This window comes from Limobrevibacterium gyesilva (genome assembly GCF_025989185.1).
Taxonomy (GTDB): domain Bacteria; phylum Pseudomonadota; class Alphaproteobacteria; order Acetobacterales; family Acetobacteraceae; genus Limobrevibacterium; species Limobrevibacterium gyesilva.
In genome coordinates this window covers 397,145-417,249 of record NZ_JAPDNT010000001.1, presented here as the reverse complement: position 1 = coordinate 417,249, position 20,105 = coordinate 397,145, and the positions used below count along the sequence as shown (strand labels likewise).

The 20,105-nt window shown below is 68.8% G+C and carries 17 protein-coding genes; 12 read left to right on the top strand and 5 right to left on the bottom strand.

Annotated features, from left to right (window positions below):
* From lpxK to OL599_RS02020, 3 genes are read left to right on the top strand one after another with little or no spacing between them, the layout of a single operon-like run.
* Window positions 1-975, top strand: coding sequence for a tetraacyldisaccharide 4'-kinase (lpxK, locus tag OL599_RS02030; protein WP_264711916.1), 975 nt, complete (start codon window positions 1-3; stop codon window positions 973-975).
* On the top strand, window positions 972-1,871 hold the full coding sequence (locus tag OL599_RS02025; RefSeq protein WP_264711915.1) for an LpxL/LpxP family acyltransferase: 900 nt from the start codon (window positions 972-974) through the stop codon (window positions 1,869-1,871). The genes lpxK and OL599_RS02025 overlap by 4 nt, the downstream gene beginning before the upstream one ends.
* The gene (locus tag OL599_RS02020) at window positions 1,868-2,542 is read left to right on the top strand and encodes an HAD hydrolase-like protein (RefSeq protein ID WP_264711914.1); all 675 of its coding nucleotides are present in this window, start codon (window positions 1,868-1,870) and stop codon (window positions 2,540-2,542) included. Before OL599_RS02025 ends, OL599_RS02020 begins: the two co-directional genes overlap by 4 nt.
* Here the strand turns inward: OL599_RS02020 and xseA are convergent.
* A complete protein-coding gene (xseA, locus tag OL599_RS02015; RefSeq protein ID WP_264711913.1) occupies window positions 2,521-4,032 on the bottom strand; it encodes an exodeoxyribonuclease VII large subunit in 1,512 nt (503 codons plus the stop codon). The two genes, OL599_RS02020 and xseA, sit on opposite strands and share 22 nt — an antisense overlap.
* A 50-nt stretch (window positions 4,033-4,082) precedes the next feature.
* On the opposite strand from xseA, the gene purD reads away from it, so the two are divergent.
* The 4 genes from purD (at window position 4,083) to OL599_RS01995 (ending at window position 9,411) form a co-directional block, all read left to right on the top strand.
* Entirely contained in the window at window positions 4,083-5,351 is a 1,269-nt protein-coding gene (gene purD / locus OL599_RS02010; protein ID WP_264711912.1) for a phosphoribosylamine--glycine ligase, read from the top strand.
* Between the two features lie 55 nt (window positions 5,352-5,406).
* Window positions 5,407-7,587, top strand: coding sequence for an excinuclease ABC subunit UvrB (uvrB, locus tag OL599_RS02005; protein WP_283949451.1), 2,181 nt, complete (start codon window positions 5,407-5,409; stop codon window positions 7,585-7,587).
* Between the two features lie 69 nt (window positions 7,588-7,656).
* Entirely contained in the window at window positions 7,657-8,022 is a 366-nt protein-coding gene (locus OL599_RS02000; RefSeq protein ID WP_264711911.1) for an RT0821/Lpp0805 family surface protein, read from the top strand.
* A 186-nt stretch (window positions 8,023-8,208) separates the two neighbouring features.
* Window positions 8,209-9,411, top strand: a complete 1,203-nt coding sequence (locus OL599_RS01995; protein ID WP_264711910.1) for an MFS transporter — start codon at window positions 8,209-8,211, stop codon at window positions 9,409-9,411.
* 1 nt (window position 9,412) lies between these two features.
* Here the strand turns inward: OL599_RS01995 and OL599_RS01990 are convergent, their stop codons facing one another.
* From OL599_RS01990 to OL599_RS01980, 3 genes are read right to left on the bottom strand one after another with little or no spacing between them, the layout of a single operon-like run.
* Entirely contained in the window at window positions 9,413-10,528 is a 1,116-nt protein-coding gene (locus OL599_RS01990) for an alanine racemase (RefSeq protein ID WP_264711909.1), read from the bottom strand.
* Window positions 10,525-12,069: a M81 family metallopeptidase gene (locus tag OL599_RS01985; protein WP_264711908.1), complete on the bottom strand. Its 1,545-nt coding sequence runs from the start codon at window positions 12,067-12,069 to the stop codon at window positions 10,525-10,527. Before OL599_RS01985 ends, OL599_RS01990 begins: the two co-directional genes overlap by 4 nt.
* Window positions 12,066-13,199 carry a pyridoxal-phosphate dependent enzyme gene (locus tag OL599_RS01980; RefSeq protein ID WP_264711907.1) on the bottom strand — a complete coding sequence of 378 codons (1,134 nt, stop codon included), beginning with the start codon at window positions 13,197-13,199 and terminating at the stop codon, window positions 12,066-12,068. The genes OL599_RS01985 and OL599_RS01980 overlap by 4 nt, the downstream gene beginning before the upstream one ends.
* Before the next feature lie 80 nt (window positions 13,200-13,279).
* Between OL599_RS01980 and OL599_RS01975 the strand changes: the two genes are divergently transcribed.
* The gene (locus OL599_RS01975; protein WP_264711906.1) at window positions 13,280-14,404 is read left to right on the top strand and encodes a M20/M25/M40 family metallo-hydrolase; all 1,125 of its coding nucleotides are present in this window, start codon (window positions 13,280-13,282) and stop codon (window positions 14,402-14,404) included.
* Here OL599_RS01975 and OL599_RS01970 read toward each other — a convergent pair.
* Window positions 14,392-15,150, bottom strand: coding sequence for a 2-keto-4-pentenoate hydratase (locus OL599_RS01970; RefSeq protein ID WP_264711905.1), 759 nt, complete (start codon window positions 15,148-15,150; stop codon window positions 14,392-14,394). The two genes, OL599_RS01975 and OL599_RS01970, sit on opposite strands and share 13 nt — an antisense overlap.
* Window positions 15,151-15,247: 97 nt before the next feature.
* On the opposite strand from OL599_RS01970, the gene OL599_RS01965 reads away from it, so the two are divergent.
* From OL599_RS01965 to ileS, 4 genes are all read left to right on the top strand, one after another.
* Window positions 15,248-15,739: a GNAT family N-acetyltransferase gene (locus OL599_RS01965; protein WP_264711904.1), complete on the top strand. Its 492-nt coding sequence runs from the start codon at window positions 15,248-15,250 to the stop codon at window positions 15,737-15,739.
* Complete coding sequence (locus OL599_RS01960) at window positions 15,736-16,158, top strand: MaoC family dehydratase (RefSeq protein ID WP_264711903.1); 423 nt, start codon at window positions 15,736-15,738, stop codon at window positions 16,156-16,158. The genes OL599_RS01965 and OL599_RS01960 overlap by 4 nt, the downstream gene beginning before the upstream one ends.
* Before the next feature lie 15 nt (window positions 16,159-16,173).
* On the top strand, window positions 16,174-17,115 hold the full coding sequence (locus OL599_RS01955) for a bifunctional riboflavin kinase/FAD synthetase (protein WP_264711902.1): 942 nt from the start codon (window positions 16,174-16,176) through the stop codon (window positions 17,113-17,115).
* A 117-nt stretch (window positions 17,116-17,232) separates the two neighbouring features.
* The gene (gene ileS, locus OL599_RS01950; RefSeq protein ID WP_264711901.1) at window positions 17,233-20,067 is read left to right on the top strand and encodes an isoleucine--tRNA ligase; all 2,835 of its coding nucleotides are present in this window, start codon (window positions 17,233-17,235) and stop codon (window positions 20,065-20,067) included.
* The last annotated feature ends 38 nt before the right edge of the window (window positions 20,068-20,105 follow it).

Sequence of the window (20,105 nt, the reverse complement as noted above, 5' to 3'; positions counted from 1 at the left end):
ATGCGGGCACCGTCTTTCTGGCAGCATGATGGGGTCCTGCCTGCGCTTCTGTCGCCGCTGTCCTGCCTGTATGCGGCGGCGACGGCGCGCCGGGTGGCGCGGCCGGGCTGGCGGGCCGCGGTGCCTGTGATCTGCTGCGGCAACGCCACGGCGGGGGGCACCGGCAAGACGACGGTGGCGTTGGATATCGGGGTCCGCCTGGTTGCCCGGGGCAAGCCGGTCGCATTCCTGACTCGCGGCTATGGCAGCCGCATCGTGGAGCCGGTTCGGGTTGATCCCGATCGTCATGGCGCCAGGGACGTGGGGGACGAGGCCCTCCTGCTGGCGGCGGTCGCCCCGACCATCGTCTGCCCGGATCGCGGCGCCGGCGCCCGCGCGGCCGTGGCCGAGGGGGCCAAGGTGCTGGTGATGGATGACGGCCTGCAGAGCCCCTCGCTTGTTCGGGATTTCTCGATGCTCGTCATCGATGGCGCCAGCGGCTTCGGAAACCGGCGGGTGATTCCCGCCGGGCCGCTGCGCGAGCCGGTCGCCGCGGCGGCCGCCCGATGCCAGGCGGCGGTGATCATCGGCGAGGACTGCCACGGCGCCACCGCGATGCTGCCGCCCGGGCTGCCGGTTCTGCGCGCAGAGCTGCGCTCCGCTGCCGCGGTCGAGGCACTTCGCGGCGGGCCCGTGCTCGCCTTCGCCGGCATCGGCCGGCCAGGGAAGTTCTTCGACACGCTCGCGTCGGCTGGCCTGACATTGGCCGGGCGCATGGCGTTCCCGGACCATCATCCTTATTCGGCAATGGACGTTCAACGTGTCCTGGATGAGGCCAGGCGCCTGGGAGCGACGCCCGTGACCACGCCGAAGGATGCCGTCCGCCTGCCTGAGCCTGCCCGGGGCATGGTGTCGGTGGTGGGCGTGGATCTCGTCTGGCAGGATCCGGCTGCGCTGGAGGCCCTGCTGGACCGGGTTGTCGGGGCGCGGACATGACGTTGCGCGCGTTGCAGTTTCGTCTTGAGGCCGCCGTCGTCCGCCTGGCGCTCGGCCTGCTGACGCGGCTGCGCCCAGCCACGGCGTCCAATATCGGCGGCGCGATCGCGCGCACCATCGGCCCTTGGTTGCCGGTCAGCCGCGTGGCGGACGCGAACCTGCGGCTGGCGCTGCCCGAACTGGATCGCGCGACGCGGCGCCGCGTGATCCGCGGCGTGTGGGACAATCTGGGGCGCACCGCCGCGGAACTGCCCCATGTGGCCGCGCTGACGCGGACGGCGTCGGGCCCCGGTTGGGATCTTGAGGGCGAGCAGATTTTTCGCGGATTGGTGCGCAATGGCGGGCCGGCGATCTTCTTCTCTGGCCATATCGGCAATTGGGAGATGCTGCCCGCCGTCGCCGCTTCCTTCGGCATGCCCCTCAGCAGCTTCTATCGTGCGGCCGCGAACCCGATTGTGGACGGAATCATCATGGATCTGCGGCAGCGCGCGATCGGCGCCGATGTGCCGCAGTTTCCCAAGGGCGCGCAGGGTGCCCGCTCCGCGCTGGGATTGCTGCGCGACGGCGGGTTCCTGGGAATGCTCGTCGACCAGAAGATGAACGACGGCATTCCCGTGCCGTTCTTCGGGCACACCGCCATGACGGCGCCGGCCGCGGCTGCCTATGCCATCCGGTTCCGCTGCCCGATTGTCCCCGCCTATGCGCAGCGGCTCGGTCCCGCCCGCTTCCGCCTGGTGTGCGAAGAGCCGCTGCCACTGCCCGACAGCGGCGACCGCCAGGCCGACATCGCCAGCCTGACCCTGCAGATCAATGGCTGCCTGGAGCGATGGATCCGCGCCCGGCCGGCGGAGTGGCTGTGGCTGCACCGCCGTTGGCCGCGCGAGGCGACACCATGAACGGACCAGCGGCATTGTTCGACCTCGACGGCACGCTCACGGACTCCCGTCCCGGGATCGTCGGCAGCATCCATGCCGCCTTGCGTTCGCTGGGCCATGTGCCCGACCCGCGGATGGACCTGACCCGGGTGATCGGGCCGCCGCTCGACGAGGTGATCGCGCATGTCCTGGACCATTATGGCGACACCAGGACGGCGGAGGCCATTACGCTTTATCGCGGCCACTATGGCGAGACGGGCCTGTTCGACAACGCGCTCTATCCGGACATCCAGGCCGCTCTGGCGGAATTCGTGGCAGCCGGGTTCACGCTCTATGTGGCCACATCCAAGCGCACCCTCTTCGCCCGCAGGATTCTCGAGCATTTCGGGATATCCGGCTGCTTCCGCGGCATCTACGGATCGGAGGATGGCGGGGCGCTCGACCACAAGCCGGAACTGCTCGGCCATATTCTGCGGCGCGAGCCGATCCGTCCGCCAGCAGCCGTGATGATCGGCGACCGGCGGCAGGATATCGCCGGCGCCCATGCGAACGGCATGCGCGCGATCGGGGTCACCTGGGGTTATGGCGATGCCGGTGAACTGGAACAGGCCGGCGCTGACGCATTGGCGCATGCGGCGTCCGACCTGCTATCCGTGGCCCGTGCACTGGTTCAGAGCGGCAGCGTGCGCTGACGCGATTCTGCCCGGCCGCCGGCGACGGCGCGCACGTCGCCATCGGCGAACTGGAGGCGCAGGTCCATCCCGGACCGGACCATTTTCGCCGAGGTCACGGGGGCCCCTGCGCGGTCGAACACCAGCGCGTATCCGCGTGCCAGCACGGCGGTGTGGGACACCGATTCCAGCCGTGCCCCCACGCCTTCGAGCCGCGCCCTGGCCTCGCGAAGCCGGGCCCGCAGCGGTGCATCGGTCAGCCGCGGAAGCACCCGCGCAGCCGCCGCAGCGCGGCCGGCAACGGCATGGCGCAAGGCCGAGCGCAACTGCTCCGACGCCAGCGTGAGGGCGGCCTGGCGTAGCGTGACGAAGCTCGGCAGGGCCAAACGGAGCCGGAATGATTGCTCATCCAGCCGCTGGCGTGCGGCGGCGATCAGCGTGGGCAGGTCGGGCAGGCCACGCTCGGCGCGCTCCAGCGCCGTCCGGCGTGCGGCCAGAAGGTTCGGCAATGCCAGCCCCAGCCGGGCCGCCCGGTCGTCGAGCCGCTGGCGCGCGGTGCCGACCAGGTTGGGCAGGTCGGGCAAGCCGCGTTCGGCGCGTTGCAGGCGCAGACGGCATTCCTGCGCCAGCCGGTTGAGCGCGCCGATCAGGCGTGCGCCTTTCTGCTGCAGGTCGGCGGCCAGTTCCACGCGTGACGGCACGGCAATCTCGGCCGCCGCCGTCGGCGTGGGCGCCCGCCGGTCGGAGACGTGGTCGATCAGGGTGGTATCGGTTTCGTGCCCGACGGCGGAGATCAGCGGAATGCGGCAGGCAGCGGCGGCGCGGACGACGACCTCCTCGTTGAACGCCATCAGGTCTTCGAGGCTGCCGCCGCCGCGCGCGACGATCAGCACATCCGGCCGGGGGATCGGGCCATCCTTCGGCAACGCGTCGAAGCCGCGAATCGCCTCGGCGATCTTCGCGGCCGCGCCCTCGCCCTGCACCGGGACGGGCCAGAGCAGGATGTGGCGGGGGAACCGGCGCTGGATCGTTGTGCGGATGTCCTGGATGACCGCGCCGCGCTCCGAGGTGACGACGCCGACGACCTCGGGCAGCAGCGGAAAGGATTTCTTGCGGGCGGCGTCGAACAATCCTTCGGCGGCCAGCCGGGCGCGCAGCAGCTCGATCCGCGCCAGCAAGGCGCCGGCGCCCGCGTAGTCCATGCGCTCCACGATCAACTGGTAGGTGGAGCGGTCGCCGTAGGCGGAGATCTTGCCCTGGGCGATGACTTCCACGCCATTCTCGGGGTCGAGCCCGAGTCGCGAGACGGCCGATTTCCAGACCACGCCGGCGATCTTCCCGCCTTCGTCCTTGAGCGAGAAATAGATATGGCCGGACGGGTAGCGCTTCAGCTCGGTGATCTCGCCGCGCACACGCACGCGCCCGAAGGCGCCTTCGAGCGTTCGCTTCACCGCGCCGGAGATCTCGGTGACGGTGTATTCGGGGATGTTCGAGGCAGGGAGTTCGTCCATGGCGCCAGCCTATGCTAGAGGCGGCCGCGGATGAAGCGGAGAGGGCGGGCATGCGGGTGCTGGTGGTCGGATCGGGCGGGCGTGAGCACGCGCTGTGCTGGGCATTGTCGGCCTCGCCGCTATTGACGAAATTGTGGTGCGCCCCCGGAAATCCCGGCACCGGCGAGGTCGCGGAGAATGTGCCGATCGGCGCGCTGGACATCGCGGACCTGGTCCGATTCGCGCGCGAGAATGCGGTCGATCTGGTCGTTCCCGGCGGCGAGCCGCCACTGGTGGCCGGGATCGCCGACGCGCTGGGGCATGAGGGCATCGCCTGCTGCGGGCCGTCCGCCGCCGCCGCCCGGTTGGAAGGCAGCAAAACCTTCACCAAGGAGATCTGCGAAGCGGCCGGCATCCCGACGGCGCTGTGGGAGCGGTTCGACGACCCGGCCGCGGCCCGGGCCTTCGTGCGCCGCCGGGGGGCGCCGATCGTCGTGAAGGCGGATGGCCTCGCGGCCGGCAAGGGCGTGGTGGTGGCCAACAGCGTGGCCGAGGCCGAGGCGGCGATCGCCGATTTCATGGAGTCCGGCCGTCTCGGTGATGCCGGCCGCACGGTCGTCATCGAGGAATGTCTGGTTGGCGAGGAGATCAGCCTGTTTGCGCTGTGCGATGGCACCCATGCGATTCCGCTGGGTGCGGCGCAAGACCACAAGCGCATGGGCGAGGGCGACACCGGCCCCAATACCGGCGGAATGGGGGCCTATTCGCCCCCGCCGGCCCTGACCCCGGCCCTGGAGCAGCAGGCGATGGACCGGATCCTGCGCCCGGCCCTGGCCGAGCTTGCGCGGCAGGGCACGCCGTTCCGCGGCGTTCTGTTCGCCGGACTGATGCTGACGGCCGAGGGGCCGAAGCTGATCGAGTTCAACGTGCGCTTCGGCGATCCCGAATGCCAGGTGCTCATGCTGCGGCTCAAATCCGACCTGCTGGCGGCCCTGATCGCGGCCTGCGACGGGGAGCTCGCCGCATTCGACCTGCGCTGGCACGACGAGGCCGCCATCGGCGTCGTGATGGCGGCCCGTGGCTACCCCGGCACCCCTGTTCGCCATACCGTGATCCGCGGGCTGGAGGAGGCGGCGTCGGTCCCCGGGGTGCAGATCTTCCATGCGGGCACGGAAGTGCTCGATGGCCGCCTCGTGTCGTCCGGGGGGCGGGTGCTGACGGTGTGCGCCACCGGCGCCGATTTGCGCGCCGCCCGGACGGCGGCCTATGCCGCGGTCGCGCGGATCGACTGGCCGGAGGGGTTCTGCCGGCGCGACATCGCCTGGCGTGCGCTGGCGTAGGCCCCCCCTCGACTCCCGGCGGGAACGTCGCCATCTAGCGGCGCAGGAGAGCGCCATGTCCCAGGTTCTGAACCGCCCGACTCAACCGGTCCTGTTCGTGCCGCAGCGTCAGCCGCCCAAGCCCGTGACGCGGCGCCTGAGCGTGGTCTCCGAATTCGAGCCGAACGGCGATCAGCCGACGGCGATCCGCGACCTGGTGGCGGGGGTGGAGCAGGGCGAGCGCGACCAGGTGCTGCTGGGCGTCACCGGCTCGGGCAAGACCTTCACCATGGCCAAGGTCATCGAGGCGGTGCAGAAGCCGACGCTGATCCTGGCGCCGAACAAGACGCTCGCCGCACAGCTCTACGGTGAGATGAAGGCGTTCTTCCCGGACAACGCGGTGGAGTATTTCGTCAGCTACTACGACTACTACCAGCCGGAAGCCTATGTTCCGCGCACCGACACCTATATCGAGAAGGATTCGCAGATCAACGAGCAGATCGACCGCATGCGGCATGCGGCGACGCAGTCCCTGCTCGAACGCAACGACGTCATCATCGTCGCCTCCGTCTCCTGCATCTACGGCATCGGGTCGGTCGAGACCTACGCCAAGATGGTGGTGAAGCTGGATGTCGGGGGACATATCGACCGGGATCGGCTGGCGAAAGGGCTGGTCGAGCTGCAGTATCGCCGCAACGACGCGGCCTTCCAGCGCGGGACGTTCCGCCTGCGCGGCGAAACGGTCGATATCTATCCCGCGCATTACGAGGATCGTGCCTGGCGCGTGGTGCTGTTCGGCGACGAGGTCGAGAGCATTTCCGAGTTCGATCCGTTGACCGGCGAGAAGACCGCGACACTCGAAACGATCACGGTCTACGCCAACAGCCACTACGTGACGCCGCGGCCGACGCTGACGCAGGCGGTGGCCGATATCAAGATCGAGCTGAAGGAGCGGCTGGCGCAGTTCGAAGCGGAAGGAAAGCTGCTGGAGGTGGAGCGGCTGCAGCAGCGAACGACGTTCGACATCGAAATGATGGAGACGACCGGCAGTTGCAAGAGCATCGAGAACTACTCCCGCTATCTGTCCGGCCGGAACGCGGGCGAGCCGCCGCCCACCCTGTTCGAATACCTGCCCGAGAACGCGCTGCTGATCGTGGATGAGAGCCACGTCACCGTGCCGCAGATCGGTGGCATGGAGCGCGGGGACCATGCCCGCAAATCGATCCTGGCCGAGTTCGGCTTCCGGCTTCCCTCATGCATCGACAACCGGCCGCTGAAATTCGCGGAATGGGAGTCCTTCCGCCCCCAGACCCTGTTCGTGAGTGCGACGCCGGGGCCATGGGAGATGGAACGTACCGCCGGCGTGTTCGCCGAGCAGGTGATCCGTCCGACCGGGCTGATCGACCCGGTCACCGAGATCCGTCCCGTCGAGCGGCAGGTGGACGACCTGCTGGCCGAATGCCGCACGGCCGCCGCGGCCGGCGGGCGCGTGCTGGTGACGGTGCTGACCAAGCGGATGGCCGAGGATCTCACGGAGTATCTGAACGAGCACGGGGTGAAGGTGCGCTACCTGCACTCCGACATCGATACGCTCGAACGCATCGAGATCATCCGCGACCTGCGCCTGGGCGTCTTCGACGTGCTGATCGGCATCAACCTGCTGCGCGAGGGGCTCGACATCCCGGAATGCGCCCTGGTGGCGATCCTGGACGCGGACAAGGAAGGGTTCCTGCGCTCGCGCACCAGCCTGATCCAGACGATCGGCCGGGCCGCCCGCAACGTGGATGGCCGCGTGATCCTGTATGCCGACGTCATGACCGACAGCCTGCGCTTCGCGATCGAGGAGACCGAACGCCGGCGCAACAAGCAGCGTGCCTGGAACGAGGCGCACGGCATCACGCCGCAGTCGATCAGGAAGCAGATCGGCAAGGTGCTCGAAAGTGTGTTCGAGCAGGATTACGTGACCGTGGCGCCCGTCGCCGACAGCAAGACCACGGAGTTCGTCGGCAAGGACCTGAAAGCCTCGATTGCCGAACTCGAGCGCCGGATGCGCGCCGCCGCGGCCGACCTGGAATTCGAGGAAGCCGCAAGGCTGCGCGACGAGATCCGGCGGCTGGAGGCGCTTGAGCTGGGCCTTGAGCCGCCGCCGGCCTCGTCGGCCACGCTGCGGCCGAAGCGCGACCGCACGCCGGAGCCGATGGGCCCCGGCGGGGGCGGCTATGACCCGAAGAAGCGGCACGGGCGGAAGCGGCGATAGCGCGTGTCCCACGGCCGGTGCCTGCATGCTATGCAGGCCCATGGTCATTCACGGCTCGGGATCCTCGTCATGAAGATGCATCGCCACGTCGCGCTCGCCTTCCTGCTCGGCCTGCTGATCTGCGGGGCGGCGAACGCCCAGATCAACCCGTTCAAGGGGAAGGGGCCGAGGCTCGACAGCTCGGACCTGGCCCTGATGGACAAGGCTGCCGAGCCGTTGTTCCAGGCGGAGAACGCGACGCCCGGCGCGTCCGCGACCTGGAATAACGAGAGGACGGGCGCTTCGGGGGTGGTGACCATACTGGACAGCACGCAGAGCCACGGCATGCTGTGCCGCAAAGTCAGATACGATTTTTCGGTGCAGGGGCGCCGCAGTGACCGGTCCCTCACACTGGACTGGTGCCGGACAGCCGATGGCACCTGGAGGTTTCGCTGATTGTTGCGTCTCGGCTTCGGTCGGCGCCGACCGGCTGCGGCATGGTCGATGCCGATCGTTCACGGCTCGGGGGTCTGCCATGAAGATGCACCGACGGCACCTGGAAAATGCGCTGATTCCGGTAACGAGTTGACGGCGGATAGTCTGCCCCGCATTTTTCCGGGCGTGACCTTGCAGGGGCGTGCCATGAGTCGCGACGGCCGTGTCAACCTTCTGATCGGAACCGGACATTTCCTGTCACATTTCTACGTGCTGTGCCTGCCGCCGATGTTCCTGGCCTGGCAGGACAGTTTCGACGTGTCCTATGCGCAGCTCGGTCTCAGCGTGGCCTTGATGTCAGGCGTGACGGCGGTGCTGCAGACGCCCGTCGGCTTCCTGGTCGACCGCTACGGTGCCCGGCGCTTCCTGGTCGGCGGAACGTTGCTGATGACGTTGACCATCGCCGGCATGGGGCTGGCCACCGCCTTCTGGCAGATCCTGGCGCTGGCGGCGCTGTCGGGCGTCGGCAACTCCGTCATCCACCCTGCGGACTATGCGATCCTCAGCGGCTCGGTCGACAAGAGTCGGATGGGCCGTGCGTTCGCCATTCATACCTTCAACGGGAATCTCGGCTTTGCCGCGGCCCCGCCGGTGATGGCGGCGCTGATGCTGGTCATGGGATGGCGCGCCAGCCTGCTGCTGGTCGGCGGGCTCGGCATCCCGTTGGTGGTGACCATCCTGCTGCAGAGCCGCATCCTCAACGATCAGGTGCCAACCGAGCATGCCCGGCACGGCGGCCCCGCGCCCTCCGGCCGCGAGCTGTTGATGACCCGGCCGATGCTGCTGTTCTTCGCCTTCTTCCTGCTGTCCTCCATGGCCGGCGCGGGCATCCAGTCATGGATCATCACGGTGCTGCACCAGGTGCACGGCATGGATCTCGCCGCCGCGTCGTCGGTCCTGACCGGCTACATGGCCGGCGCCACGTCCGGCACGCTGGTGGGTGGCTATGTCGCGGACCGGATCAGGCGCCAACTGACCTTCGCGTCCGTGTTGACGGTCGTCTCGGCCGCGCTGATCCTGGTCGTGGCCGTCGCGGCGCTGCCGGATCCCATGACCATCGCGGTGATGTTCGGCTCGGGCCTGGCGCTCGGCGCCAGCCGGACGCCGCGCGACATCATGGTGAAGGACGCGGCGCCGCCGGGGCAGATCGGCAAGGTCTTCGGCTTCGTCAGCGCGGGCCTGCCGTTGGGCAGTGCGGTCACACCGGTGCCGTTCGGCTACCTCATCGACCGCGGCCATCCTGAGCTTGTGCTGGTCCTGGTCGCGGCCATCCTGCTGGTCAGCCTGCTCTGCGCCGGCGGCGCCCGGGCCGCCACACTCCCTGAGGTGGCTCCGGCGCCGGCCGAATAAGCTACCAGCCGTTCACCCGCGGCCAGATCGCGGTCACCGTGTCGCTGCCGTCGACCACGAAGTAACGGTCATGCGCCGCGGCGGTCATGCAGATGTGGTTGGGCGCGATGCGCACCTTCGCCCCGATCGGCAGGTCAGGGGCCGGCAGCTTCGGGTCGAGGTCGACCATGCCATGTTCCTGGTAGGCGCGCTTGACCAGCGCGTGACCGAAGCTGCGCTGGCCGTGCAGGTCGAGCATGAGGCCGAAGCCCCAGTCATGCGGCGCCGCTTCGGTGCTGCGGTCCTTCGACAGCGCGATGCCGCCGGCGTCGATCACGATCTGCCCTTGCGACGGGCGGTGGCCGATGACGCTGGCAAGCACCGTCACGGCGATGTCGCCCAGGCCGTGCGTGCCGATCTCCGCCTGGAACAGGTCGCCGAGCATGTAGACGCCGGCACGAACTTCGGTGACGCCATCGAGGTTGGCGGCGTGCAAGGCGGTAGGGGAGCTGCCCATCGATACGATCGGGCACGGCAGGCCGGCGGCCGTCAGCCGCTCGGCCGCGCGAACGGCGCCGCTGCGCTCGATTTCTGCGATGTCGGCCATCTGCTGCGCCGAGCGGCCGGCATAGCTGTGACCCGCATGCGTGATGACGCCGGCGAGGGTCTGGCCGAGGCGAGCCGCGATATCCAGCAGCGCCGGGTCCTCCGGCGCCACGCCGCCACGGTGCTCGCCGGTGTCGACCTCGACCAGCACGCGCGGCGGATGCGGCTGCGCAGCGATGATGCTCGCAACCTCGGGGTCATCGGTGATGACCATCACCGACGCGCCGGCGACATTGAGCTTCGCCACCTGCTCCAGCTTCTGCGGCGTGATGCCGACGGCGTAAAGCACGTCGGTGATCCCGTGCCCGACGAAGTACTCGGCTTCCGCCAGCGTCGAGACGGTGATGCCGGATGGCCGGGCCTGCGGCGTGGCAAGCGCCAGCCGGGCGACGTCGATCGATTTCGCGGTCTTCATATGCGGCCGCAACGCCACGCCATGCCGGGCGACCGCCTGTGCCATCGCATCCAGGTTGCGCTGGAGGATCGGCCGCTCCAGTACCAGGCACGGCGTGGGGAGATCGTCCAGCTTCATGCGTATTGCTCCGGCGCCCAGGTGGCCTGCGGATCGAGCGGCACGACAGGGCGTGGCAAATGCTGCCAGTTGAAGTGATGCAGGATCGGGCTGGTGAGGCCGGGCGCGTCGACTTCGATCACCTGCTCGTGGCGGAAGAACTCGTCGAAGCCGCCACGGAAATGGCCGCGCGACTTCACGACGACGACTCGGGCCTTGCCGATGTCGAGGCCGAACGACTCCAGGAAGGCCGGATCGGCGCACTGGACCCGCTGCGAGACGACGACCACGGTGATGCCGCCGACGTCCAGCGCGGCCGAGGGGCCAAGGTCGATCGTGCCGCCGGCGAAGATCCCGCGACGGCACTGGACCGGCCCGGGATGCAGCCGGCGCACGGTCGCCGCGGCATGGAACGGCCGGGAGAACTCCGACGCCGATTCGCGGTTGAACCGGGCGTCGAAGGCTGCGCCTTCACCCAGGCGATGCGCTTCCGCCGCCAAGGCCGGGTCGTGGATGACGCCGACGATCGCGTCCTTCACTGCCGCTGCGTGGAACGCTTCCAGGATGAACATGGTGTTCCCGCGCCCGCCACCGCCAGGGTTGTCGGCGACATCGGCGAAGATCAGGGCAGGTTGCGTGCGGTCCTCGGTGCGTCGGGCAAGTTGCACCGCCTCTTCAAGTGACGTCAGGCGCGGGTGGAATTGTTCGCGACGCGCCCAGCCTTCGCGCGCGATCTCCATCGCCAGGTCGCGGGCGGCGGCCGCATCGGTGGCGGTCACCACCGCGGTCAGGCCGTTGAACGGCGTGTCCGCGAAGGCGAAGCCGCCCATGACCGACACGTTGACCACACGGCCCGCATAAGGTGGCTCGGCCATGCGGCGCTGGCCCAGGTCGATCAGCTCGCCATAGGGGCGATTGGGCGCATCCTTGCCGGTCAGCATGGTAACGGTTGGCGGGACGATCGGCAGGCGGACGCTGGCGAGATGGGTCTTCATGCCGCCCATGAGGCGCCGCAGCACCTGCGCCGACTCGGCGCCGCGCTCGCGCATGTCCAGGTGCGGATTGGTGCGATAGCCGATGAAGGCATCGACCGTCCGGACATCGGTGCCGGAGACATTGGCGTGCAGGTCGAAGCTGGCGACCACCGGCACATCAGGACCGACGACGGCGCGCACCATCGTCAGGATGGTGCCTTCGGGGTCATGGTCTTCGGTCGTCAGGGCTGCGCCATGCAGCACGCAATAGACGCCGTCGAGCTTGCCGGCCGCGCGCAGCCCGTCCTCGCATTCCTTCAAGATGTGCTGGAAGAACGGGTGCTCCACGGGCCCGTTCGGTTCTGCCATCGCCAGCAGCACCGGAACCGGCTCCCATGGGCCGGCGGTGTCCATGTCGGCGACGAAACCCGGCAGTTCGCCGAGCATCCGCGGCGAGGGCGCATGCGCTTCCGCGATCAGTGGCGCGCCGCGGAACAGCGTGCGGGTGGCGAAATCCTGCTCGGTCGCGGGCGGGGCGAAGCGGTTGCACTCGATGGAGAAGCCCAGCAGGGCGATGCGTGCGGTCACAGGGTGATTCCCAACAATTCGGCGATGCGTGGTGTCGCCTTCAATCCGGTGCCGGTGAGGACCAGCACGGTGGTCTGTTCCGGCGTGATGGCGCCGGATGCCAGCAGCTTGCCGAACGCGGCGGCGGCCTGGGCGCTGGTCGGCTCGACATAGATGCCGCTGCGCGCGAGGTCGAGCGTCGCGGTCCCGATTTCTTCTTCGGTCAACATGACGGCGCCGCCGCCGGTCTCGCGCAGGGCGCCGAGCACTTCGGACAGCCGGATGGGAGCGGCGATCGCCGTGCCCTCGGCGATGGTTGGGCGGACCGGCGAGGGCACGGGGTGCTCAGAGCCGGCCAGGAACGCCGCGGCGATCGGGCCGCAATTGGCGGGCTGGGCGGCGAAGATCCGCGGCGGCGCGTCGATCTCGCCGGCACGCAGCAATTCGGAAAAGCCGATCTCGCACCCGAGCACGTTGGACCCGGCGCCGCAGGGCACGATGACGTTGTCGGGCGCACGGAAGCCGAGGTCTTCCCATAGCTCATAAGCGAGGGTCTTGGTGCCGTGCAGGAAGAATGGATGCCAGTTGTGGCTGGCGTAGAAGACCTGGCTCGACCGCGCCACCGCCGCATCCGCCGTGTCCTGCCGCGTGCCGGGAATGAGCTCGACGGCGGCGCCATGCGCGCGCATCTGCACCGTCTTGGCCGGGCTGGTGGAGGCGGGGGCCATGATCGTCGCACGCAGCCCCCCGGCCGCCGCATAGGCCGCGACCGCCGCGCCGCCATTGCCGGAACTGTCCTCCAGCACGTCGGTGATGCCCTGCTGACGCAGCAGGGACAGCATCACGCTGGCTCCGCGGTCCTTGAAGCTGCCGGTCGGCATGAACCATTCGCATTTCAGCCGCACGTCGGCCCCATGTAGCCGCCGTGTCACCAGCGGGGTGCAGCCCTCGCCCATGGTGATGGGGGAAGGCACGCCCATAGGCAGCGCCGCACGATAGCGCCACAGGCTGCGTGTGGCCGGATCGATCTGGTCGCGGGTGATTCCCGGCAGCGGCGTCAGCAGCAGCGGCGCCTGGCCGGGGCCGCACCAGCGCGGCGTGTCGATGGGGAAGGTCTCGCCGCTGCGCGGATCGAGATAGGCGAGAGTCATTGCTCAAGTCTCCTGTTGGCGGCAGGCTGGCCGCACACGCCCGACAGGTCAACCGGCTCAGCCAGAAGAGGCTTTCTCGCATGACGTCATTCCGCTCGGATCTCCACGGCCTTGCCAGCGACCTGGTGGCGATCGACAGCCGCAGTTTTGTCTCCAATCTTGCGGTTGCGGATCGGGTCGAGGCCGCGCTCGTCGGGTTCGATGTCGAGCGGCTGGATTATGTGGACGGGGCCGGTGTCGCCAAGCGTGCCCTGGTCGCCCACAAAGGGGGGGCAGGGGGGCTCGCGCTGTCGGGGCATATGGACACGGTGCCCGATACAGGTTGGCAAGAAGATCCGTGGTCGGGGCGCATCGAGGGCGCGTGGCTGCACGGCCTGGGCAGCACGGACATGAAGGGCCCTGTGGCGGCCTGCATCGTGGCGGCGCAGGCGCTGCCGGCCAGCGTGCCCGTGACCCTGCTGATCACCACTGACGAGGAGACCACGAAAGCCGGTGCCCGGATCATCGCCGAGCGGTCGGAACTGGTGCGCCGCATGCGTCCCGCCGCCATTCTTGTGGCCGAGCCCACCCGGATGATCCCGGTGCGCGGCCATCGCAGCCATGTTGCGTTCACCGCCGTCGCCACCGGGGTGCAGGCGCATAGCAGCACCGGGCAGGGGCGCAACGCGAACTGGGACCTGGTGGAGTTCCTGGCGGAGATGAAGGGGATATACCGCCGCCTGCGCGAGGACCCCTCGCTGCAGGACCGGGACTACGATCCGGTCTTCAGCGACTTCAATCTGGTCATCGACAATCACGGCGCGGCGGTGAACGTGACGGTCCCGACGGCGACCGTGCGGATCAAGTTCCGCTACAGCGCCAAGGTCGATCCCTCGCCGGTGGTGGACGCCGTGCGCGCCGCGGCTTCGCGTGCCGGGCTGGCATTGTCGGAGGCCCGCGAGGGGTTCCCGCCGGAACTCCCTGCCGACCACCCGCTGATCCGCCTTTGCGCCGGTACGGTGGGCACCGCGCCGCGGACTGCCCCGTATGGGACGGACGCGTCCGGACTGCAGGCGGTCGCCCCTTGTGTGGTGCTGGGCCCCGGCGACATCGCCGAGGCCCATACGCCGAGCGAGAAGGTCCGTCTCGCGGATCTGGAGGCGGCCGTGCCGGTGTTCGTCCGGCTGGCGAAGGAGGTGGCGGCGCGGCCGGCTCAGGCCGTGTAGGCGACCTGCACCTCGCCCAGGCTGGGGAAGCGCACCCGCACCTTGGCGGTGGGCCCGACGGTGGACTTTCCGGTCCAGGACCCGCAGGTGACGAACTGCCCGGCCTTCAGGCCGCCGGCCCAGATGCTGCCTTCGTTGGCCAGCCAGACCACCAGGCGGATCATGTCGCCGGCCGGGTTGCCTACCCGTTCCATCTGCAGGGCGCCGTCCACGTATTGCTCGACCTTCTCGCGGGCGAAGTCGATGCCATGCCAGTCCGTGACCGGGGCGCCGTAGACGAAGCCGCCGTGGCTTTGCGTGTCCGCCAGGTTGGTCATCGGGTCGACCGCGTCGGGGTCGAGGTAGCGGGACTCCAGCACTTCGATCGCGGGGTGGGCGGCGGCGATGGCGGCAATGACCTCCTCGTGGGTGTAAGGCGTGGGCCGCGGCGGCAGGTCGCGACCGATGCGGAAACACACCTCCGCCTCGATGCCGCGCAGAGAGTGGGTCGCCGAGGGGAGTTTCGCGGGGCTGGGGACGACGCCCGCGGCCGGCAGCGCCCCGCAAATTGGGGGAGCGTCGGGTCCGGGCGCGCCGACCTTCCAGCCACCGATGCCCGGGAACGTCGCGGCAACCTTGTGCTGGATGGCGTAGGCGGCCGCCTTGTCCGCCGGCTTCAACGCGGCGGGAAGGTCGGCCAGCCGCTTGGCGGGGTCGCGGCGCGCGGCCAGCAAGAGGTCGGCGGCCTGAGTGATGGGGTCGGGCATCGCATATTCCTTGGCACGGGGAGTGGTAAGCGCGGCAGGAATGGTTGCATCGGGTCCGGATCTTGTCCAACCGGCGCACCGGGCCCAGGCTGGCGGCATGGAGATCACGGTCACCGAAACCCCTGATGATGCCGCCCTGAAGGCGCTGTTCGATCAGATCGACGGCTACAACGACGCCCGGACCGGGCTGACCGAGCCGTCGCGGCGCCTGGCGATCCTGATCCGCGATCCGGCGACCGGCGCGGTGCGGGGCGGATTGCGGGGGATCAGCTATTACGCATGGCTGTTCATCGAGATCCTGGTGCTGCCGCCGGATCTGCGCCGGATGGGGTTGGGCACAAGGATCATGCGGATGGCCGAGGCCGAGGCGATCCGGCGCGGCTGCCGTGGCATCTGGCTCGATACGTTCAGTTTTCAGGCGCGCCCGTTCTACGAGCGCCTGGGTTACGCCGTCTTCGGGCAGATCGACGACTATCCGCCTGGCCAGAGCCGCTTCTTCCTGTGCAAGCGCCTCGGCCCCTCTGGGCTAGACGCGGACACCGCACTGGCAGAGAAAGCGGGCGAACAGCCAGCGGAACGAGTCAGATGAGCGACGGATACTTCTTCGAGGACCTGCAGGTCGGCATGTCCGCCAGCGCCGGCAAGACGATCACGGAAGCCGATATCCTGATGTTTGCGGCGGTGAGCATGGACACCAATCCGGTGCATTTGAGCGCCGAGGCTGCCGCGGGGACACAGTTCAAGGAGCGGATCGCGCACGGCATGCTCTCGGCGGGCCTGATCAGCGCGGTCCTGGGGACGAAGATGCCTGGTCCCGGCACGATCTACATGAGCCAGAACCTGCGTTTCCGCGCCCCGGTCCGGATCGGCGACACGGTGACAGCGACCGCGGAGGTGACGGCGCTGGACGCGGCGAAAAAGCGGGCCACGCTGAAGACCACCTGCAGCGTCGGCGGCAAGGTCGTGATCGAGGGCGAGGCGCTGGTGATGCCGCGATCCCGCAGCTAGCGGCCTGAATCGGCGATGGAAATCTTTCGCGACTGGCGGAACCTGCCGGCTGATGCCCGGGGCGCCGTGGTGGCCCTGGGGAATTTCGACGGGGTGCATCTGGGCCACGCCCACGTGCTTCGGGCGGCGCACGGTGCGCGCCCGGATGCCAGGCTGGCGGTCCTGACCTTCGAGCCGCATCCGCGCGAGCTGTTCCGGCCCGATGACCCGCCATTCCGCCTGACGCTGTCGGCGGAACGCGCGGCGGCGCTGGAGAACCTGGGTGTCTCGCTGCTGTTCGAGTTGCCGTTCGACCATGCGTTCAGCCTGATGTCGGCCGAGGCCTTCGTGGCCGATGTGCTGCACGCGGGGCTGGACGCGCGCCACCTGGCGTGCGGACCGGATTTCGCGTTTGGCCATCGCCGTGGCGGTGACGTGACCTTCCTGTCGGCCCGCGCCGAGGCGATGGGCATCGGCCTGACGGTGGTGCCGCTATTGACCGACGAGGTCGGCCAGATTTCCTCCAGTCGGATCCGCCGGGCGCTGCAGGACGGCTATCCGGAGCGTGCCACGGCGAAACTCGGGCGGTCCTGGGCGATTCGCGGGGTTGTCGCCCATGGGGACAAGCGGGGTCGCACGATCGGCTTCCCGACCGCCAATATCGCACTCGGCCGGCATCTGGAGCCGGCGCGGGGCGTCTACGCCGTCATGGTCACGCTCGCCGACGGCAGTATCCGGAGTGGCGTCGCCAATATCGGCAGGCGACCGACGGTCAATTCCGGGACGGAAAGCCGCCTCGAGGTCAATATTTTCGAATATGAGGGGGACCTCTACGGCACCGAGCTGTCGGTCGCTTTGTGCGCATACTTGCGCAGCGAGCGGAAGTTCTCCGGTCTTGACGAATTGCGTGCCCAGATCGCCGCTGATGCGGCCGAGGCGCGCCATATCCTTGACCTGATGGTCCCGCGCTCCGCATAGTCCAACCCATGTATCGGGTGTGCGGCGCGCGAATTATTGGCCCGGTCTCTCGCTGAGAGCCGGGACCGCCCTCCATGCGCCTTTCCCTGAAGCGGCCGCACGCCGCACGAGATCAAAATGAGCGAAACACGAGATTACCGCGACACGGTGTTCCTGCCGGCGACCTCCTTCCCCATGCGTGGCGACCTGCCGAAGAAGGAGCCGGGCATGCTGGAGCGCTGGCGCAAGGCCGGCATCTGGCAGCAACTGCGCGCCCGCTCGCAGGGGCGTGACAAGTTCATCCTGCATGATGGTCCGCCCTACGCGAACGGCCATCTGCATATCGGCCATGCGCTGAACAAGATCCTCAAGGACGTCGTCAACCGCACCCGGCAGATGGCCGGCTATGACGGCCTGTATGTGCCGGGCTGGGACTGCCACGGCCTGCCGATCGAGTGGAAGATCGAGGAGGAATACCGCAAATCCGGACGCGACAAGGACGCGGTGCCGGTGCTGCAGTTCCGTGCGGAATGCCGGGCCTACGCGGCCCACTGGATGGCGGTGCAGTCCGAGGAATTCCAGCGTCTCGGCGTATTCGGCGCCTGGGAAGACCGCTACGCCACCATGGACTTCCCGTCCGAGGCCGCGATCGCCGGCGAGATCGGCAAGTTCCTGCTCAACGGCGCCCTGTACCGCGGCCTGCGCCCGGTGATGTGGAGCCCGGTCGAGAAGACCGCGCTCGCCGAGGCCGAGATCGAGTACCACGACCACACCAGCACCACGGTGACGGTTCGCTTCCCGGTTGTACGCTCTCCGGTCAGCGACATCGTCGGCGCCGCGATCGTCATCTGGACCACGACCCCCTGGACCATGCCAGGCAACCGGGCGATCGCCTGCGGACCCGAGTTCGACTACGCGTTGGTGCGCATCGACAGCGTTGCCGAAGGCTCGCGCGCCCGACCCGGTGAGCGGATCCTGGTCGCGATCGCGCTGCTTCCCCAGCTTTGCGAAGCGGCGGGGATCGCGACGCATCACGTTCTACGGCTGTTCAAGGGGGCCGATCTCTATGGCACGGTCTGCGCCCATCCGTTGCGTGGGCGCGGCTACGATCACGACGTGCCGGTTTTCACCGCCGCCTATGTGACCACCGATGCCGGCACCGGCTTCGTCCATATCGCGCCCGGTCATGGCGAGGAGGATTTCGACCTGGGCCGCAAGCATGGCCTCGAGATCCCGGAAACGGTGGGCGATGACGGCAGCTTCAATGCCTGGGTGCCGCTGTTCGCCGGACTGCATGTCTACAAGGCGGCGGACGCGATCTGCGCGGCGCTGCAAGAGGCGGGCGGGCTGCTGGCGCGCGGCAAGCTGGTTCATTCCTATCCGCATTCATGGCGGTCGAAGGCGCCACTGATCTTCCGGGCCACACCGCAATGGTTCATCCGCATGGACGGGCCGGAACAGATCCGCGCCCGGGCCCTGCAGGCCATCGCCGAAACCGACTTCGTGCCCGACCAGGGACGCAACCGGATCGGCAGCATGATCGCGGCGCGGCCGGATTGGTGCATCAGCCGCCAGCGCGCCTGGGGCGTGCCCATCCCGGTCTTTGTCGAGCGGGCGAGCGGCCAGCCGTTACGCGATCCCGAGGTGGTCGCGCGCGTTGTCGCCGCGTTCCGGGAGGAAGGGGCCGATGCCTGGTATGCCTCGCCGCCTGGGCGCTTCCTGGGCCCGGATCGTGACCCGGCGGCCTACGAGCAGGTCATGGACATCGTCGACGTCTGGTTCGAGAGCGGGTCGTCGCATGCCTTCGTGCTGGACGCGCGCGGCCTGCCCTGGCCCGCGGATCTGTACCTGGAAGGGTCCGACCAGCATCGCGGCTGGTTTCATTCGTCGCTGCTGGAGTCGGTCGGCACGCGCGGGCGAGCGCCCTTCGAGGCCGTGTTGACCCACGGCTTCGTGCTCGATGAGCAAGGCCGGAAGATGTCGAAATCGCTCGGCAACGTCACCGCGCCCCAGGAGGTGTGGGACCAGTACGGTGCCGACATCCTGCGCCTGTGGGTGATGGTTTCCGACACGCGCGACGATCTGCGCATCGGGCCCGAGATCCTGAAGCAGCAGGCGGAGCTGTATCGTCGCCTGCGCAATACGTTGCGGTGGATCCTGGGGAGCCTGGACGGCTGGACGCCGGGCGAGCATGTGCCCGAAGCCGAGATGCCGGAACTGGAGCGGTGGGTGCTGCATCGGTTGTGGGAAATGGACGCCCAGATCCGCTCGGCCGTGGATACGTATGACTGGACGGGGGTGTACCCGGCCTTGCATGCCTTCTGTGCCACCGACCTGTCGGCCTTCTATTTCGACATCCGCAAGGACGCGATCTACTGCGATCGCCCCGACAGCCTGCGCCGCCGCGCCGCGCGGACCGTGCTGGACCACCTGCACCGCTGCCTCACCACCTGGCTGGCCCCGGTGCTGGTGTTCACGGCAGAGGAAGCCTGGGCCGCGCGCTTCGGCGGCGAGTGCAGCATCCATCTGCAGGATTTCCCGGATATCCCGCAACGGTGGCGCGACGATGCGCTGGCCGAGCGTTGGAAGCGCATCCGCGAGCTCCGCCGCGGTGTCACCTTGCAGCTGGAAGCCGCGCGCCAGGCCGGCTGGCTCAAGTCGTCGCTGCAAGCTGCCGTTCTGCTGCCACTTTCGGCTGACGATGCGTCGCTGCTGACGCCGGAGGAGTGGGCGGAAGTCGCCATCGTCTCCAAGGCCGACGTGACGGAGGATCCCGATCGCCAGCCGGCGGATGACGCGCAGGCGTCGCCCGAGCGGTCGCCGATCGCGATCTCGGCGGCGCCCGGCGACAAATGCGCGCGCTGTTGGAAGGTGCTGCCCGAGGTCGGGCAGCAGCCGGGCCATCCGACCTTGTGCCGCCGCTGCGCGGATGCGGTCGATTCCGGTCTGGTCTGCCGGGCTGCTGCCGAGTGAGTCGCAGCGGCCGGACCTGGCTCGGGATTGTCGCGGGC

Excerpts from the sequence above, each read along its gene's own strand:
- OL599_RS02025 (WP_264711915.1), top strand. The coding sequence starts at position 972 with ATGACGTTGCGCGCGTTGCAGTTTCGTCTTGAGGCCGCCGTCGTCCGC.
- OL599_RS02000 (WP_264711911.1), top strand. The coding sequence starts at position 7,657 with ATGAAGATGCATCGCCACGTCGCGCTCGCCTTCCTGCTCGGCCTGCTG.
- uvrB (WP_283949451.1), top strand. The coding sequence starts at position 5,407 with ATGTCCCAGGTTCTGAACCGCCCGACTCAACCGGTCCTGTTCGTGCCG.
- OL599_RS01995 (WP_264711910.1), top strand. The coding sequence starts at position 8,209 with ATGAGTCGCGACGGCCGTGTCAACCTTCTGATCGGAACCGGACATTTC.
- OL599_RS02020 (WP_264711914.1), top strand. The coding sequence starts at position 1,868 with ATGAACGGACCAGCGGCATTGTTCGACCTCGACGGCACGCTCACGGAC.
- xseA (WP_264711913.1), bottom strand. The coding sequence starts at position 4,032 with ATGGACGAACTCCCTGCCTCGAACATCCCCGAATACACCGTCACCGAG.
- OL599_RS01980 (WP_264711907.1), bottom strand. The coding sequence starts at position 13,199 with ATGACTCTCGCCTATCTCGATCCGCGCAGCGGCGAGACCTTCCCCATC.
- OL599_RS01955 (WP_264711902.1), top strand. The coding sequence starts at position 16,174 with ATGGAAATCTTTCGCGACTGGCGGAACCTGCCGGCTGATGCCCGGGGC.
- OL599_RS01960 (WP_264711903.1), top strand. The coding sequence starts at position 15,736 with ATGAGCGACGGATACTTCTTCGAGGACCTGCAGGTCGGCATGTCCGCC.
- OL599_RS01965 (WP_264711904.1), top strand. The coding sequence starts at position 15,248 with ATGGAGATCACGGTCACCGAAACCCCTGATGATGCCGCCCTGAAGGCG.
- OL599_RS01970 (WP_264711905.1), bottom strand. The coding sequence starts at position 15,150 with ATGCCCGACCCCATCACTCAGGCCGCCGACCTCTTGCTGGCCGCGCGC.
- ileS (WP_264711901.1), top strand. The coding sequence starts at position 17,233 with ATGAGCGAAACACGAGATTACCGCGACACGGTGTTCCTGCCGGCGACC.
- lpxK (WP_264711916.1), top strand. The coding sequence starts at position 1 with ATGCGGGCACCGTCTTTCTGGCAGCATGATGGGGTCCTGCCTGCGCTT.
- OL599_RS01990 (WP_264711909.1), bottom strand. The coding sequence starts at position 10,528 with ATGAAGCTGGACGATCTCCCCACGCCGTGCCTGGTACTGGAGCGGCCG.
- OL599_RS01975 (WP_264711906.1), top strand. The coding sequence starts at position 13,280 with ATGACGTCATTCCGCTCGGATCTCCACGGCCTTGCCAGCGACCTGGTG.
- purD (WP_264711912.1), top strand. The coding sequence starts at position 4,083 with ATGCGGGTGCTGGTGGTCGGATCGGGCGGGCGTGAGCACGCGCTGTGC.